Here is a 14,410-nt window from a genome sequence, read left to right on the forward strand (position 1 = left end):
GTGTCGGAGAGATATTTCAATCTCTCGCAGAAGTTTTTCCGGGAGGTTAACCGGCCTTTTGCGTGCCCATGGACATCAGGCCGCGCACGCCGTCCTGGAGTACGGCCACGGGGGCGGTGCCGAACACCGCCTGCTGGGCGGCGAACCCCTGGGCGAGGGCGATCATCGTGCGGGCCACATGGTCTGCCGGGATGTCGTCCCGCATCATGCCGGCCGTCTGGTAGGCGGTGACGACCTCGGTCCAGGCGCCGCGCACGCTCGCGTAGCCCTCGCGCATGGCGGCGGAGAGCCGGTCGTTGCGGAGGGCCTCGGTCCACACCTGGATCATCAGGCGGGGCAGACTCTCCCGACCCTCGTACGGGAGGCCGTGTCCCCCGCTGAGCACCTGCGCCATCACGTTGGCGACGAGCTGGTCGGGGGTCGGCGGCGGTGTCTGGGAGACGGCCGACTCGAAGGCCGAACGCATCGCGTCGAGCACCTCCGCGACGATGGCCTCGATGATCTCTTCCTTGCTGCGGAAGTAGCGGTACACCGCCCCGGCCGAGAGGTCGGCCTCTCGCAGCACGTCCTGCATGGACGTGGCATGGAAGCCGTTGCGCGCGAAACAGCGGGCGGCGCCGTTGAGGATCTGGCGGCGGCGGGCGTCGAGGTGTTCCTGGGATACACGGGCCATGATCCCAAATTTAAAACGAACGTTCATTCTTGACAAGCCCGACGGGCTGCGGGACAGTGACTCACGACCGTAAAACGAACGATCCTTCTCTTTACGGAGGCTTCCATGTCCGCCACCCCGCAGCGCCGCACGGTCGCGGTGATGCTGCTGATACCGGCGCTCGTCGCCCTCGCCCTGTGGGCCTTCGCCTGGCCGGCCGCCCGCGTCGCACCACACGACCTGCCGATCGGCGTCGCCGGACCCGAGGCGGCGGCCGCCCAGGTGGAGCGGGGGCTCCAGCAGCGCGAGGGGGCGTTCGACGTGCACCGTTACGCCGACGAGGCGGCCGCACGGGCCGCGATCGAGGACCGCGAGGTGTACGGCGCCGTGATCGTCGCCCAGGAGGGGCCGAAGCTGCTCACCGCGTCCGCAGCGAGCCCGGCCGTGGCGCAGCTGCTCCAGCAGGCCGTCCAGACACAGGCGCCGGGCGGCGCTCCGGTGCCGGTCACCGATGTGGCGCCCACACCGCCGGGTGACCCGCGGGGCTCGGCGCTCCCGGCGAGCGTGCTGCCCCTGGGGCTCGCCGGCATGGCGGGCGGGACCGTGGTGACCCTGCTGGGCCTGCACGGCATACGGGCGGTGACGGCCCTGACGGGCGCCGCGGTACTGGTGGGCCTGGTGGGCGCCGCGCTCACCCACAGCTGGCTCGGCGCACTGACCGGCGACTGGTGGACCGAGGCAGGCGTGCTGGCACTGACGGCCCTGGCCATCGCGGCGACCGTCACGGGGCTCGGGGCGCTCCTCGGGCGGGCCGGACTGGGGCTCGGCGCGCTGCTGATGGTGCTGCTGGGCAACCCCTTCTCAGGCGCGGCGAGCGCCCCGGAGCTGCTGCCGGAGCCCGTCGGGACGATCGGCCAGTGGCTGCCGCCGGGCGCGGGCGCGTCCCTGCTGCGTTCCGTGGCGTACTTCGACGGAGCGGCAGCAGGGGGACACGCGGTCACCCTGGCGCTGTGGGCACTGCTGGGGCTGACGGCGGTCCTCGTGGGCGGCCGCCGGGCCGCGGCAGCGACGGCCGGCCGCTCCTCCGCCGGACGCACTACGCCGGAGCCGGCACCGATCGGCTGACCCGGCTTCTGGACGGCCGCGCGTCCCCCCGCCACAGCGGACGGGGCGCGCGGCCTCCCCTATGCGCGCTCGCGGCGGCGGTCAGCCGCCGTGCGGGCGGTGTTCGGCGGCGATGCCGAAACGGCGGCGTTCACCGGGAGCGGACGGCGCACCACCCAACTCCGTCACCGAGCCGGCCGCCCGCTCCCCGGCCGGCTCCGGCGCGGCTTCGAGTCGCTCCAGGTCAGCGGCGGACACCAGCGCCACCAGCGGCTTCCCGTGGCGGGTCACCACGACGCGCTCACCGCCGTAGACGACGCGGTTGATCGCCGAGCGCTCCCGGCCGGGGAACGGAACGACGTGATCGCCCAACTCGTCCACCTCGAGTACGCGGCGCCCGACCAGGACATCTCGCTCTACATCAACTCCCCGGGCGGCCCGGTCGACATGATGACCGCCGTCTATGACGCGATGCAGGTGATCTCCTGCGACGTGGCGACGACCTGCGTCGGCCGGGCCGCGTCCACCGCCGCGCTCCTGCTCGCCGCCGGTGCGCCGGGGAAGCGCGCGGCGCTGCCGGGCGCCCGTGTGCTCCTCCAGCAGCCGGCCCTGGCGGAGCCGTTGCGGGGACAGCCCTCCGACCTGGACGTCCACGCCCGCGAGCTGCTGCGTCAGCGCGGCCAACTCGTCGACATGCTGGCCCGGCACACCGGCCGGGACCGGGATCGGGTCGAGGCCGACTTCGAGCGGGACCTGGTCCTTGACGCAACCGGCGCACGGACGCACGGCCTGGTGGACCATGTGGTCCGGACCCGGGTGGGGTGACCGTGCGGCCCCAGGAGCGACCTCCGCTGCCGGCGCTGACCCGCGCCGAGGGCGCATACGTGGACGGCTACCTCGACATCGTCGACCTGGTAGGACGTCTCAACCCAGCCCGTGCCACACACACGTACGGCGCAATGCGAGCCGCGCAGGCGCTGGCCCGTCAGGCGGTCGTGCTGCGCGACGCCCTGACGCTGATGCACCGGTGGGGCGAGCACGAGATCCACGACCGGACCCTGGCGCGTGCGCTGCGTGCGCTGGACGGTGAGCGGCGCACCGGTCGGGTGACGTTGCCTCAAGATCGCTTGGAGTGACCGGTTTCGGACCCACACGGGCGAGAGGCGCTCGGCCGTTCGGCTGAGGCAAAGGGAGGAACTTCGTACGGGGCGAGTTGCGGAGCGCGTGTACGAGGTGGACGGCCGCGCGCCGCTCCGCCGCTGGTACGGGGCTCGGCAGGTGCTCGCCAGCGGGCCAGGGAGCCGCTTCTGTCCACCCGATCGGATCAGTCGTGACGAGACTCACACAGCCTCGTCGCACCTCGGATTCGCGGCATCCGACGGGAAAGATCCGTCTCGACGACAAGCCCCCGCCATCCCGGCGGGGCGGTCCGGGCGGACGCCGAGTCCTGCCGCTGTCCGGGCGCCTGGTCGACATCAGTGGATCGGCAGGAGTGGAGGACCCGAGCAGTACGGGGCGGCCACCGCACAGCGTGCGGACCGGTCCCCCTTGGGGTGAAGCCGCATCAGCGGCCGGGCATCTTCGTCCTGTCCGAACCCGACAGGCAATCCTTCACAGGCGGGTTGACGAAGGGTACTGCATTGTCCGCGCAGAATCAGGTCCCGGTCCCGTCCTCCCCCACGTCCGACGTCCACTCCTCGCACCCCATGCCGGCCCGGATCGCCCGGGCCCTGTCGGCCCTCACGCTGGCCGCCGTCGGCGGCACGCTGATCGCCCCCGGCGCGGTCCCGGACGCGCACGCCGCGCCGGCCGCCGCCCACAAGGCGCTGAACGTCGCCGCCTCGAAGAAGGGCTCCCCCTACCAGTGGGGGGCGACCGGCCCGCACCGCTTCGACTGCTCGGGACTGACGCTCTACTCGTACAAGCGGGCCGGCAAGAAGCTGCCGCGCACCGCCCAGTCCCAGTACAACAAGACGCGCCGGATCTCCAAGTCGTACCGCCGAAAGGGCGACCTGGTCTTCTTCCACGGCCGCGGCGGCGTCTACCACGTGGGCATCTACGCCGGGAACAACAGGATCTGGCACTCCCCCAAGTCCGGGTCGTGGGTCAAGCTCGACCGCATCTGGTCGAGGTCGGTCTCGTACGGACGAGTGCGCTGACGCCAGACCGCGGCACGGTCACGGCATGAACCGCGGTACAGGGGTACCCGACGGGAACGTCCGAGAAACGCCCCTGTACCGCACGTGAGGAGACGCCGCTGGAGTGCGCCGACCGGAGCTTCTCGGAACCGCTCCAGGAGCTGAGGTCACGCGGGCCGGCGTCCAGATCCTGTTTCGCGTCTCTGCTCACACCCGCGTCGGGACGGCGGTCCTGACGCCCGCCCTGACCTCAGCGGTGCTGCTGGTCGTCGATGTGGCGCACGGCCGCCCGGAGGGGGCGGCGGCCGGGGCACTCACATTCCTCGTGTGCTCTGGACCGGCACGTTCCAGGGGAGGGCGATCCACACCGTCTTACCGCCCTCGTCGGTCGGTGTGACCGACAGCCGGCCGCCGCACTCGGCCGTCAGCCAGCGGATGATGACCATGCCTCGGCCGTTGTCCTGCTGAACGGCGGCCGGGAGCCGCCGCGGCCACCGTGGGTGGCTGTCCGTGACCCCGATGCGCAGCCGCTCCTCGCGGTCCAGCCGGACGTCGACCGTGAACGTGGGTGACCGGCCGAAGGTGTGCTGAACCGCGTTGGTGGCCAGTTCGGAGACGATCAGCCGGACGGTGTCCGCGGTGTCGGCGTCGCCGCGGAGACCCCATTCGGCGAGCACGTCGGACACATATCTCCGGGCCGCGGAGACCGAGGCGGGATCGCTCGGCAGAGTGACGGACGCTTCCTGATGGTCTGCCATGGCGACGCTGTCCCTTTCCCACCGGGGCCGGTCTCCGACGTGTCGCGGATCTTCCGGTCGGGGCGGCCTCGGATTGTGCTTCGCGCCAGACTGCCACTTATGTCCTCCCACAGGGGAGCGATCCACCAAGATATGCATATATCTGTCGCTCGATGCGGTGAACTCTGCGACGCGAGAACGGATTTACCGGGCACACCGGCGGGTCGCCGCAGGGGTGAGAGGGGACGCGGAAGGAAGTGGCGATGGGCGGCACGCGGAACGGCCCGGCGGTACGCCGGCGCAAGCTGGGCGAGGAACTGCGGAGCCTGCGTCTCGGCGCGGGGCTGACCAGCCGGGAGGCGGCGCGCCTGGTCGGCTGGCACCAGTCGAAAGTGAGCCGGATCGAGACCGGGCGCAGCGGGGTCACGCACGCCGACGTGGTGCGGCTGCTGGATGCGTACGGCGTGGGCGACCGGCGGCTGCGTTCGGTACTGGAGGCCCTCGCGGGGGCGGCCGACCGGGGCGGTACGGGCTGGTGGCGTGCCTACCGTGGGGTGCTGCCGCCGCAGTACCGCGACTTCATCAGTCTGGAGGCCGAGGCGTGCGGGGCGCGGACGCTGGAGACGTCGGTGGTGCCGGGCCTGTTGCAGACCCCGGAGTACGCGCGGGCGGTGACCCGGGCGGCGCTGGAGGGGCTGCCGGATTCGACGGTGGACGCCTTGGTGGAGGTGCGTATGGCCCGCCAGGAGGTGCTGAGCGGGGCGGCGCCGCTGCGGCTCGAGGCGGTGCTCGACGAGGCGGTGCTACGGCGGCAGGTCGGCGGGCCTCGGGTGATGGGGGCGCAGCTGCGGGCTCTGGCGGAGGCGGCGGCGCTGCCCCATGTGCGGTTGCAGGTACTGCCGTTCACCATGGGAGGTTACGTCGGACTTTCGGGATCTTTCGTTATCTTCTCTTTTCCGAACATCTCTGATCTGGATGTGGTTGTTCTTGACCACATGACGCGTAGCCTCTACTTGGAACGGTCGGAAGACCTGGAGGCGTACGGGGCCGCGTTCCGCACCATGCAGGCGCACGCCCTGACGCCCGAGGACTCGTTGGATCTCATCGCCGGGATCGATGACGGCGCGTAGGGAGAGGCACGCCCATGTCTGCTTACCTCGCACACGACGACAACCTCCGCTGGCGGCGCAGCAGTCGCAGCGTGGGCATGAACAACTGCGTCGAGGCGGCAAGCCTCGGCACCGGACAGCTGGCCGTGCGGGACTCGAAGGACACCGGTCGGCGGCCGCTGCGGTTCTCGGCGGCGGCCTGGGAGTCGTTCGTCGGCACGCTCCGGCCGGCGGCCGTCCCGCTCAGCTGACGGGCGGCGCGGTTCGGAGGATCGTGCCGACCGCCACCTCGATCTCTTTTTCCGTCAGGTCCGCTCGGGCGGTGAGCCGCAGCCGCGACACACCGTCCGGCACCGAAGGCGGCCGGAAGCAGCCGACCGCCAGCCCCTCGGTGCGGCAGTCCGCCGCCCAGCGCACGGCCTGCTCCGCCGAGGGCGCCCGCACCGACACCACCGCCGCGTCCGGGCGTACGGCGGACAGCCCCGCAGCGGTCAGCCGGCCGTGCAGCGTGGCCGCCACCGTACGCGCGCGTGCGGCGCGTCCCGGTGTGCGGCGCAGCAGGCGCAGGCTCGCCAGGGCGGCGCCCGCCGCGGCCGGGGCGAGGCCCGTGTCGAAGATGAACGTCCGGGCGGCGTTCACCAGGTGGTCGATGACCCGGGCCGGGCCCAGCACCGCGCCGCCCTGGCTGCCCAGCGACTTGGAGAGGGTGGCCGTGGCGACGACGTCGGGCGCGCCCGCGAGGCCGGCCTCGTGCAGGGCGCCCCGCCCGCCCTCGCCCAGCACGCCCAGGCCGTGCGCGTCGTCGACGACCAGGGCGGCGCCGTGCGCGCGGCAGGCCTCGGCGAGGGCGCCGAGCGGGGCAGCGTCGCCGTCGACGGAGAACACCGAGTCGCTGACGACGAGGGCGCGCCGCCCGGGGTGGGCGCCGAGGGTCTTGCGTACGGCGTCGGGGTCGGTGTGCGGGACGACCGCGGTCTCGGCGCGCGACAGCCGGCAGCCGTCCACGATCGAGGCGTGGTTGCCCGCGTCGGAGACGATGAGCGACCCGCGGGCGCTGAGCGCCGTGAGGGCGGCGAGATTGGCGGCGTACCCGGACGACAGGACGAGGGCCGCCTCGAAGCCGCAGAACGCGGCGAGCTCCCGCTCCAGTTCGGCGTGGAGAGCGGTCGAGCCGGTGACGAGCCGGGAGCCGGTCGAGCCCGCGCCCCAGCGGCGGGCCGCCTCCGCGGCGGCTCCGGTGACCTCCGGGTGGCGGGTGAGACCGAGGTAGTCGTTGCTCGCCAGGTCCAGCACATCGGCGTCGGCGGGGCGCGGGCGCAGCGTACGGACGAGACCGGCGTCGGCGCGACGGCGGGCCTCGGTGTCCGTCCAGTCGAACGGTGCCTCGGGCACGGCGTCGGCGGCGTCCATGGGCATGTCTCGGTCCCCTTTGTAGGCAGCGCACAGACCCTAACGAAGATGGTGCGTGGTCAGAGTGTGGTCATCCACACACCCCAGACGGGCCTCGTTGTGGAGTTCCTCCTTGGCCCCGGGGTATGCCGTAGGCCAGGATCAGCGCCATGGACTTGTTGAACACGCTGGTGGACAAGGGGCTGCGGCGTGAGCTGCCGACCCGAGAAGAGGCGCTCGCCGTCCTGGCGACCTCCGACGACGAGCTGCTGGATGTGGTGGCCGCGGCCGGGAAGGTACGGCGCCAGTGGTTCGGGCGGCGGGTGAAGCTCAACTATCTGGTCAACCTCAAGTCCGGACTGTGCCCGGAGGACTGTTCGTACTGCTCGCAGCGGCTCGGTTCGAAGGCGGACATCCTCAAGTACACCTGGCTGAAGCCGGACGAGGCGTCGAAGGCGGCCGCCGCGGGTATCGCGGGCGGCGCAAAGCGGGTCTGCCTGGTCGCCAGCGGGCGCGGCCCGACGGACCGGGACGTCGACCGGGTCTCGAAGACGATCGAGGCGATCAAGGAGGGGAACGACGGCGTCGAGGTGTGCGCCTGCCTCGGGCTTCTCTCCGACGGCCAGGCGGAGCGGCTGCGGACCGCGGGCGCCGACGCCTACAACCACAACCTCAACACGTCCGAGGGGACGTACGGGGACATCACGACCACCCACACCTACGCGGACCGGGTCGACACGGTACAGAAGGCGCACGCCGCGGGCCTGTCGGCGTGCTCCGGGCTGATCGCGGGCATGGGCGAGACCGACGACGACCTCGTCGACGTCGTGTTCGCGCTGCGCGAGCTGGACCCGGACTCAGTGCCGGTCAACTTCCTCATCCCGTTCGAGGGCACCCCGCTCGCCAAGGAGTGGAACCTCACGCCGCAGCGCGCGCTGCGGATTCTGGCGATGGTCCGGTTCGTCTGCCCGGATGTCGAGGTCCGGCTCGCGGGCGGCCGCGAGGTGCATCTGCGGACCCTCCAGCCGCTCGCCCTGCACCTGGCCAACTCCATCTTCCTCGGCGACTACCTGACCAGCGAGGGCCAGGCCGGCAAGGCGGACCTGGAGATGATCACGGACGCGGGCTTCGAGGTGGAGGGCGCCGGGACGACGACGCTGCCCGAGCACCGCGTGGACGCGGAGGCGGCCGCCGGGTGCGGTACGGGCGGCGGCTGCGGCTCCGGCGACGTGTGCGGCTCCTCGGCGGGTGTGACGGACGCGGCGGGTGTGACGGACTCGGTGGACTCGGCGCCGGCGGACGAGGAGGCCACGCCGTCGTCCGCCCGCGCCGACCTGGTGGCGGTGCGCCGCCGGGGCGCCGGCACGGACCTCGCGCCCAATGCCTGACCCCCTGTACGGCCCCGGCGAACTGCTCGCGCTGGACCGGGAGCACGTGTGGCACCCGTACGGCCCGATGCCCGGACGCGTCGACCCGCTGGCCGTGGAGTCCGCGTCCGGGGTACGGCTGCGGCTCGCCGAACCGGCGCACGGGCGGACCGAGCTGGTCGACGGCATGTCGTCCTGGTGGTCCGCGGTGCACGGCTACAACCACCCGGTGCTCAACGAGGCGGTACGCGCCCAGCTCGACCGGATGAGCCACGTCATGTTCGGCGGGCTCACCCACGAGCCGGCCGTCCGGCTCGCCACCCGCCTGGTGGAGATCACCCCCGAACCGCTGCGGCATGTCTTCCTCTGCGACTCGGGCTCGGTGTCCGTCGAGGTCGCCGTGAAGATGTGCCTCCAGTACTGGCGCTCCACCGGCCGCCCGGCCAAGCGGCGGCTGCTGACCTGGCGGGGCGGCTACCACGGGGACACCTGGCAGCCGATGTCGGTGTGCGACCCCGAGGGCGGGATGCACGAGCTGTGGTCGGGCATGCTGCCGCGCCAGATCTTCGCCGGGCCGCCCCCTGCCACGTACGAGGAGGAGTACGCGGAGGAGCTGCGCGCGCTGATCGCCCGGCACGCGGACGAGCTGGCCGCGGTGGTCGTCGAGCCGGTGGTGCAGGGCGCGGGCGGGATGCGGTTCCACTCGCCCGCGTATCTGCGGGTGCTGCGGGAGGCGTGCGACGCGCACGACGTGCTGCTGGTGTTCGACGAGATCGCGACGGGCTTCGGCCGGACGGGCACGCTGTTCGCCGCGGAGCACGCCGGGGTGGCACCGGACGTCATGTGCCTCGGCAAGGCGCTGACCGGCGGCTATCTGTCGATGGCGGCGACGCTCTGCACACCGCGGGTCGCGGACGGGATCTCGCGGGGCGAGGTGCCGGTGCTGGCCCACGGCCCCACGTTCATGGGCAACCCGCTGGCCTCGGCGGTGGCCTGCGCCTCCATCGACCTTCTGCTGTCCCAGGACTGGGCGGGCGAGGTCAAGCGCATCGAGGCCGGGCTGCGGGAGGGCCTGTCGGCGGCACTGGACGTGCCGGGTGTCCGGGACGTACGGGTCCTCGGTGCGATCGGAGTGGTCCAACTCGACCACCCGATCGACATGGCGGCGGCGACGGCCGCGGCGGTACGGGAGGGCGTGTGGCTGCGGCCGTTCCGGGACCTGGTGTACGTGATGCCTCCGTACGTCACCGGCGACGACGACCTGGCCCGGATCTGCCGGGCGGTGTGCGCGGCCGCGAGGGAGGGCTGACATGCCGGTCGTGGTGGTGAGCGGCACCGGGACGGAGATCGGCAAGACCGTCGTCACGGCGGCCGTCGCGGCGGTGGCCTGCGCGCGGGGGCGGTCGGTGGCCGTCCTGAAACCCGCGCAGACGGGCGTCGGCCCGGGCGAGCCCGGTGACGCGGACGAGGTCGTACGGCTCGCGGGGCCGGGGGCGACGGGCCGGGAGCTGGCGCGGTTCCCCGAGCCGCTGGCCCCGGCCACGGCGGCCCGGCGGGCCCGGATGGCGCCCGTACGGCCGGACGCGGTGGCTGAGGCGGCGGAGAAGCTGGCCGCCGAGCACGACCTGGTGCTGGTCGAGGGCGCCGGGGGGCTGCTGGTGAGGTACGACGAGGACGGCGGGACCCTGGCGGACGTGGCGCGGCTGCTGGGCGCCCCTGTCCTGGTCGTCGCCCCGGCGGGGCTGGGCACGCTGAACCTGGCCGCCCTCACCGGCGAGGCCCTGCGGGCGCGTGGCCTTGCCCAGCTGGGTGTGGTGGTGGGCAGCTGGCCCGAGGCACCCGGGCTGGCCGAGCGCTGCAACCTGGTGGACCTTCCGGACGCTGCGGGCGCGCCCTTGCTGGGCGCGGTGCCGCGCGGCGCCGGCGCCCTGCCGCCGGCCTCCTTCCGCGCGGCCGCGGGCTCATGGCTGGCGCCGGAACTGGGCGGCACCTGGAGCGCCACGGCCTTCGCGACGGCCGCGGGCGCCTGAGCGGTACGCGGAGCCGGCCCCGGCGCGGACGCGACGCCGTCCTGTCGATGCGCGGGCGCTGCGCATGCGGCGGATGCGCCGCCGCCCGGTGCGCCCCGGGCACATACGCTGGCGATCATGCGAGCGACTGTGAGCGAGATCGTGTTCGACTGCGCCGACCCCGCCGCGCTGGTGCGGTTCTGGGCCGGGCTGCTGGGTGGGGACCCGGTGGACCGGGACCCGGAGTGGTCGTATGTGGAGCCGCCCGGGTTCGTCCGGGTGGCGTTTCAGCGGGTGCCCGAGGGCAAGGCGGTGAAGAACCGGGTACATCTCGACCTTGACGCGGGGGACGTGGAGGCCGCGGCCGACGAGGCGGTGGGGACGGGGGCCGTACGGGTCGGCGGGGTCGTTCGGGACGACCAGGGGTGTTTTCAGGTGCTGCGGGATCCCGAGGGCAACGAGTTCTGCTTCCTGGGCGACTGACAGGCTCTCGACGGCCCCCGGCGGGGCACAATCCCCGTATCCGCCCCTTTTTCTGTCGGAGCTGCCGGAGGAGGTCCGCGATGACGGAGCGCAGCACGAAGGCCACCCGGGATCCTGTCCACCATCCGGTGTTCGCCCGCTTCTACGCGCGCGTGAGTGTGCTCGCCGACGCCAAGGGTGGGGTCGCCGCCCTCCGGCGGGAGATGCTGGACGGGCTCGCCGGGCGGGTCGTCGAGGTGGGTGCGGGCAACGGGCTGAACTTTCCGTACTATCCGCCGGCCGTGTCGGAGGTCGTGGCGATCGAGCCGGAGCGGCTGCTGCGGCGGCTCGCCGTCGAGGCCGGGATGCGGGCCGGGGTGCCCGTGGACGTGGTGCCGGGGGCGGCGGAGGCCCTGCCGGTGAAGAGCGAGGCGTTCGACGGGGCGGTCACGTCGCTGGTGCTGTGCAGCGTACGGGACGTGCCGCGGTCGCTCGCGGAGCTGCGGCGGGTGCTCAAACCGGGCGGCGAACTGCGGTTCTTCGAGCACGGCCGGGCACCCGGCAGAGTGCTGGCGGCGACGCAGCGGGGCCTGGACCTCACTGTGTGGCCTCGCCTGTTCGGCGGGTGCCACACCTCCCGGGACCCGCTGTCCGCGATCGAGGCGGCGGGGTTCGAGATCGTCACGTACCGGCGGCTGAGGCTGCCGGAACGGGGTCCTCTGCTTCCGTCGTCGCCGTGTGTGCTGGGCGTGGCGCGGCGCCCCGGGTCCGACACCGCCTGAGCCTGCCGCCGCCGGGTACGCGTACGCCTCCCCGTACGCCTCCGCGCAGCTGCGCCGGCGAGACGCGGGGGCGGCCGCCGTTGGTGATGAGGGCGTTGACCGGGGTCAGCGGGTCGACGGCCATGGCCTTGGCGAACAGGACGCCGAGTGCCAGCGGGAGCAGGGCTCCGGCGAGGGCCGTGCCGAGCGGGGCGAGCCGCCGCGGTGCGAGGCGGTGGCGGGACGGTGCGCGGGTCATGGGGGTATTCCAGCGGCGGGGCGCCGCACGGGACATCCGGTGACGTACTCGGTGACGTACTCAGACTCGGGCCCCTCGCGTACTCACCCCGACCCTGACTACAATCTTCCATGGATTTATGGAGGATAAGATGACAACGGGTACCGGACCCGGCGGCGAGTCCAAGGCGCGGCTGTACGACGCGTTCGCCGCCACGGGCAAGGCGCTGGCCAACGGCAAGCGGCTCGAACTGCTCGATCTGCTGGCGCAGGGCGAGCGGAGCGTCGAGGCGCTGGCGCGGGCGGCGCGGCTGAACGTGACGACCGCGTCGGCGCATCTGCAGACGCTCAAGCAGGCCGGCCTGGTGGCCACCCGCCGCGACGGTGTCCGTATCCACTACCGGCTGGCGGGGGACGACGTGGCGCGGCTGTTCGCGTTGCTGCGCGAGGTCGCCGGTACGCACCAGGCGGCCGTGGAGCCCGCACGGGCCGCGTATCTGGGCCCTGCGGACGATCCGGCCGTGACGCGCGACCAGCTGCTGGCGCGGATCGAGGCCGGGGAGGTCGTGGTCCTGGATGTCCGCCCGCCGGAGGAGTACGCGGCCGGGCACATCCCCGGGGCGGTGTCCATACCCGTGGAGGAGCTGCCCCGGCGCGTCGGCGAACTGCCCGACGGCATCGAGGTCGTCGCCTACTGCCGCGGCGAGTTCTGCGCCCTCGCGCACGACGCGGTGCGTCTGCTCAACGAGCGGGGCCGCAAGGCGGTCCGGCTGGTCGACGGGATGCTGGAGTGGCGTCTCGCCGAGCTCGAGGTGGCCGTCGGGGCCGCCGCGTGAGCACATCGCGCACCCCCGCACCGGCGGCACGGCCGAAGGAGGCCACGCCGGCCGAGCCGCATCCGGCGCAGCGGCACGTCCTGACCGTCCTGGTCGTCTCGCAGCTCCTCAGCGGCGCAGGACTGGCGGCCGGGATCACGGTCGGCGCGCTGCTGGCCCGGGACATGCTCGACTCGACCGGCCTGTCCGGGCTGCCCAGCGCACTCTTCACGGCCGGGTCCGCGCTCGCCGCGGTGGGCGTCGGCCGGGTGTCGCAGCGCCACGGCCGCCGCCCGGGGCTCGCCGCGGGGTACGCGACGGGCGCGCTGGGCAGCGTCGGTGTCATCGTCGCCGCCGTCACCGGCAACGCACCACTGCTGTTCGTCTCCCTGTTCGTGTACGGGGCCGGCACCGCCACCAACCTCCAGGCGCGGTACGCCGGGGCCGACCTGGCCGACGGCCGGCACCGCGGCAGGGCGGTGAGCACCGTGCTGGTCGCCACCACCTTCGGCGGGGTCGTCGGCCCGAACCTGGCGGCGCCCACCGGGCATCTGGCCGCCTCCCTGGGCATCCCGCGACTGGCCGGGCCGTTCCTGCTGGCCGGCGCGGCGTACGCCGTGGCCGCGCTGATCCTGGTGGTGTGGCTGCGCCCGGACCCCCTGCTGCTGGCCCGAAGCCTCGCACTGACAGGGCAGCAGACCGGGGCGGCGACGCCCGTGGGCGCCACCGAGGAGGCCGAACGGCGCGCCGCCGCACAGCCCGCCGCCGCACAGCCCGCCGCCGCACAGCCCGTCCCCGCACAGCCGTCCGCGGCGGACGCCCCGGCGCCGCCGCCGGGCGGTGTGCTGCTCGGTACAGCGATCATGGCCCTCACCCAGCTGGTCATGGTGGCGATCATGACCATGACGCCGATCCACATGGCGGAGCACGGCCACACCACCGCGGCGGCGGGTCTGGTGATCTCTCTGCACGTGGGTGCGATGTTCCTGCCGTCGCCGCTGACGGGGCTGCTCGTCGACCGGGTCGGCCGGCTGTGGACGGCGGGCGCGTCCGGGGTCGTCCTGCTCGGCGCGGGCGTCCTGGCGGCCACGGCCCCGCCCGCGTCCCTGCCGCTCCTGACCCTCGCGCTCGTGCTGCTGGGCCTCGGCTGGAACCTGGGCCTGGTCAGCGGCACCGCACTGATCACCGACAGCGTGGCCCTGGCCACCCGGGCCCGTACGCAGGGCATGGTGGACGTCGCCATCGCGATCTCGGGCGCCGTCGGCGGGATGGCGTCCGGGTTCGTCGTCGCCACCAGCGGCTACCCGCTGCTCGCCGTCACGGGCGGCGCGCTCGCACTGGCTGTGACGGCGGCCGTCGCCGCAACGGTCCGGGCGAGGTGAACGCCGCCGGAGGTCGAGCGTGACGCGTAGTCATCGTTGGCGTCGCGCTCGGCGCTCGGCGTCGGCGTGCCACCAGCCGGGTGGCGAGGGGTGCCCGGGGCGCGAGGTGGGCTGGTCGGGGTGGAGCCCCAGGCGGCGCAGCCCGTCGGGCGGGACGCGGACGTCGATCCAGCCACGCCAGTGCCCGTCGGGCCCGGGGCCACAGGCGAGCCCGCAGTAGATCTCGCCGGCGGCGAAGGGCATCCAGT

Annotated in this window: 17 protein-coding genes, 1 pseudogene and 1 riboswitch; of the genes and pseudogenes, 13 read left to right on the forward strand and 5 right to left on the reverse strand. The window is 73.5% G+C overall.

Annotated elements, in window-relative coordinates:
• Positions 1-46: 46 nt before the first annotated feature.
• Positions 47-673 carry a TetR/AcrR family transcriptional regulator gene (locus FVS66_RS22330; RefSeq protein ID WP_149182958.1) on the reverse strand — a complete coding sequence of 209 codons (627 nt, stop codon included), beginning with the start codon at positions 671-673 and terminating at the stop codon, positions 47-49.
• 105 nt (positions 674-778) lie between these two features.
• On the opposite strand from FVS66_RS22330, the gene FVS66_RS22335 reads away from it, so the two are divergent.
• Positions 779-1,777 carry an ABC transporter permease gene (locus FVS66_RS22335; RefSeq protein WP_149182959.1) on the forward strand — a complete coding sequence of 333 codons (999 nt, stop codon included), beginning with the start codon at positions 779-781 and terminating at the stop codon, positions 1,775-1,777.
• Between the two features lie 81 nt (positions 1,778-1,858).
• Here FVS66_RS22335 and FVS66_RS22340 read toward each other — a convergent pair whose 3' ends face one another.
• Positions 1,859-2,128, reverse strand: a complete 270-nt coding sequence (locus tag FVS66_RS22340) for a type II toxin-antitoxin system Phd/YefM family antitoxin (protein WP_149182960.1) — start codon at positions 2,126-2,128, stop codon at positions 1,859-1,861.
• On the opposite strand from FVS66_RS22340, the pseudogene FVS66_RS22345 reads away from it, so the two are divergent.
• The 3 genes and pseudogenes from FVS66_RS22345 to FVS66_RS22355 all read left to right on the forward strand — a co-directional run.
• Positions 2,111-2,581, forward strand: a pseudogene (locus tag FVS66_RS22345) (ATP-dependent Clp protease proteolytic subunit); the annotation flags it as partial. The gene FVS66_RS22340 and the pseudogene FVS66_RS22345 overlap by 18 nt on opposite strands.
• A 2-nt stretch (positions 2,582-2,583) precedes the next feature.
• Entirely contained in the window at positions 2,584-2,892 is a 309-nt protein-coding gene (locus FVS66_RS22350; RefSeq protein WP_187645649.1) for a hypothetical protein, read from the forward strand.
• A gap of 316 nt (positions 2,893-3,208) precedes the next feature.
• Positions 3,209-3,393: riboswitch (cyclic di-AMP (ydaO/yuaA leader) on the forward strand.
• A 3-nt stretch (positions 3,394-3,396) separates the two neighbouring features.
• Complete coding sequence (locus FVS66_RS22355; RefSeq protein WP_399226047.1) at positions 3,397-3,915, forward strand: C40 family peptidase; 519 nt, start codon at positions 3,397-3,399, stop codon at positions 3,913-3,915.
• 293 nt (positions 3,916-4,208) lie between these two features.
• Here FVS66_RS22355 and FVS66_RS22360 read toward each other — a convergent pair whose 3' ends face one another.
• A complete protein-coding gene (locus tag FVS66_RS22360; RefSeq protein WP_149182963.1) occupies positions 4,209-4,652 on the reverse strand; it encodes an ATP-binding protein in 444 nt (147 codons plus the stop codon).
• A 242-nt stretch (positions 4,653-4,894) separates the two neighbouring features.
• Here FVS66_RS22360 and FVS66_RS22365 point away from each other — a divergent pair, with 242 nt between their 5' ends.
• Both FVS66_RS22365 and FVS66_RS22370 read left to right on the forward strand, forming a co-directional pair.
• Entirely contained in the window at positions 4,895-5,761 is an 867-nt protein-coding gene (locus FVS66_RS22365; protein WP_149182964.1) for a helix-turn-helix transcriptional regulator, read from the forward strand.
• Between the two features lie 14 nt (positions 5,762-5,775).
• On the forward strand, positions 5,776-5,991 hold the full coding sequence (locus FVS66_RS22370; protein WP_149182965.1) for a DUF397 domain-containing protein: 216 nt from the start codon (positions 5,776-5,778) through the stop codon (positions 5,989-5,991).
• On the opposite strand, the gene FVS66_RS22375 is transcribed toward FVS66_RS22370, so the two are convergent.
• On the reverse strand, positions 5,984-7,132 hold the full coding sequence (locus tag FVS66_RS22375) for an 8-amino-7-oxononanoate synthase (RefSeq protein WP_149183023.1): 1,149 nt from the start codon (positions 7,130-7,132) through the stop codon (positions 5,984-5,986). The genes FVS66_RS22370 and FVS66_RS22375 overlap by 8 nt on opposite strands.
• A gap of 167 nt (positions 7,133-7,299) precedes the next feature.
• Here FVS66_RS22375 and bioB point away from each other — a divergent pair, with 167 nt between their 5' ends.
• The 7 genes from bioB (at position 7,300) to FVS66_RS22415 (ending at position 14,162) form a co-directional block, all read left to right on the forward strand.
• Entirely contained in the window at positions 7,300-8,517 is a 1,218-nt protein-coding gene (gene bioB, locus FVS66_RS22380) for a biotin synthase BioB (protein WP_149182966.1), read from the forward strand.
• Positions 8,510-9,805, forward strand: a complete 1,296-nt coding sequence (locus FVS66_RS22385; protein WP_149182967.1) for an adenosylmethionine--8-amino-7-oxononanoate transaminase — start codon at positions 8,510-8,512, stop codon at positions 9,803-9,805. The genes bioB and FVS66_RS22385 overlap by 8 nt, the downstream gene beginning before the upstream one ends.
• Before the next feature lies 1 nt (position 9,806).
• A complete protein-coding gene (bioD, locus tag FVS66_RS22390) occupies positions 9,807-10,526 on the forward strand; it encodes a dethiobiotin synthase (RefSeq protein ID WP_149182968.1) in 720 nt (239 codons plus the stop codon).
• 117 nt (positions 10,527-10,643) lie between these two features.
• A complete protein-coding gene (locus tag FVS66_RS22395; protein ID WP_149182969.1) occupies positions 10,644-10,988 on the forward strand; it encodes a VOC family protein in 345 nt (114 codons plus the stop codon).
• Positions 10,989-11,068: 80 nt separating this feature from the next.
• The gene (locus FVS66_RS22400; RefSeq protein WP_149182970.1) at positions 11,069-11,749 is read left to right on the forward strand and encodes a class I SAM-dependent methyltransferase; all 681 of its coding nucleotides are present in this window, start codon (positions 11,069-11,071) and stop codon (positions 11,747-11,749) included.
• Between the two features lie 368 nt (positions 11,750-12,117).
• Positions 12,118-12,801 carry a metalloregulator ArsR/SmtB family transcription factor gene (locus tag FVS66_RS22410; RefSeq protein WP_149182972.1) on the forward strand — a complete coding sequence of 228 codons (684 nt, stop codon included), beginning with the start codon at positions 12,118-12,120 and terminating at the stop codon, positions 12,799-12,801.
• Entirely contained in the window at positions 12,798-14,162 is a 1,365-nt protein-coding gene (locus FVS66_RS22415; protein WP_149182973.1) for an MFS transporter, read from the forward strand. Before FVS66_RS22410 ends, FVS66_RS22415 begins: the two co-directional genes overlap by 4 nt.
• Positions 14,163-14,192: 30 nt before the next feature.
• Here the strand turns inward: FVS66_RS22415 and FVS66_RS22420 are convergent, their stop codons facing one another.
• The gene (locus FVS66_RS22420) at positions 14,193-14,405 is read right to left on the reverse strand and encodes a hypothetical protein (RefSeq protein ID WP_149182974.1); all 213 of its coding nucleotides are present in this window, start codon (positions 14,403-14,405) and stop codon (positions 14,193-14,195) included.
• Positions 14,406-14,410: the final 5 nt, after the last annotated feature.

The sequence above is a fragment of the Streptomyces sp. TRM49041 genome (assembly GCF_008271805.1).
Taxonomy (GTDB): domain Bacteria; phylum Actinomycetota; class Actinomycetes; order Streptomycetales; family Streptomycetaceae; genus Streptomyces.

Bases quoted from the DNA above. Each gene is read 5' to 3' on its own strand.
- FVS66_RS22335 (WP_149182959.1), top strand. From the start codon at position 779: ATGTCCGCCACCCCGCAGCGCCGCACGGTCGCGGTGATGCTGCTGATA.
- FVS66_RS22365 (WP_149182964.1), top strand. From the start codon at position 4,895: ATGGGCGGCACGCGGAACGGCCCGGCGGTACGCCGGCGCAAGCTGGGC.
- FVS66_RS22395 (WP_149182969.1), top strand. From the start codon at position 10,644: ATGCGAGCGACTGTGAGCGAGATCGTGTTCGACTGCGCCGACCCCGCC.
- bioD (WP_149182968.1), top strand. From the start codon at position 9,807: ATGCCGGTCGTGGTGGTGAGCGGCACCGGGACGGAGATCGGCAAGACC.
- FVS66_RS22330 (WP_149182958.1), bottom strand. From the start codon at position 673: ATGGCCCGTGTATCCCAGGAACACCTCGACGCCCGCCGCCGCCAGATC.
- FVS66_RS22360 (WP_149182963.1), bottom strand. From the start codon at position 4,652: ATGGCAGACCATCAGGAAGCGTCCGTCACTCTGCCGAGCGATCCCGCC.
- FVS66_RS22385 (WP_149182967.1), top strand. From the start codon at position 8,510: ATGCCTGACCCCCTGTACGGCCCCGGCGAACTGCTCGCGCTGGACCGG.
- FVS66_RS22400 (WP_149182970.1), top strand. From the start codon at position 11,069: ATGACGGAGCGCAGCACGAAGGCCACCCGGGATCCTGTCCACCATCCG.
- bioB (WP_149182966.1), top strand. From the start codon at position 7,300: ATGGACTTGTTGAACACGCTGGTGGACAAGGGGCTGCGGCGTGAGCTG.
- FVS66_RS22410 (WP_149182972.1), top strand. From the start codon at position 12,118: ATGACAACGGGTACCGGACCCGGCGGCGAGTCCAAGGCGCGGCTGTAC.
- FVS66_RS22370 (WP_149182965.1), top strand. From the start codon at position 5,776: ATGTCTGCTTACCTCGCACACGACGACAACCTCCGCTGGCGGCGCAGC.
- FVS66_RS22420 (WP_149182974.1), bottom strand. From the start codon at position 14,405: ATGCCCTTCGCCGCCGGCGAGATCTACTGCGGGCTCGCCTGTGGCCCC.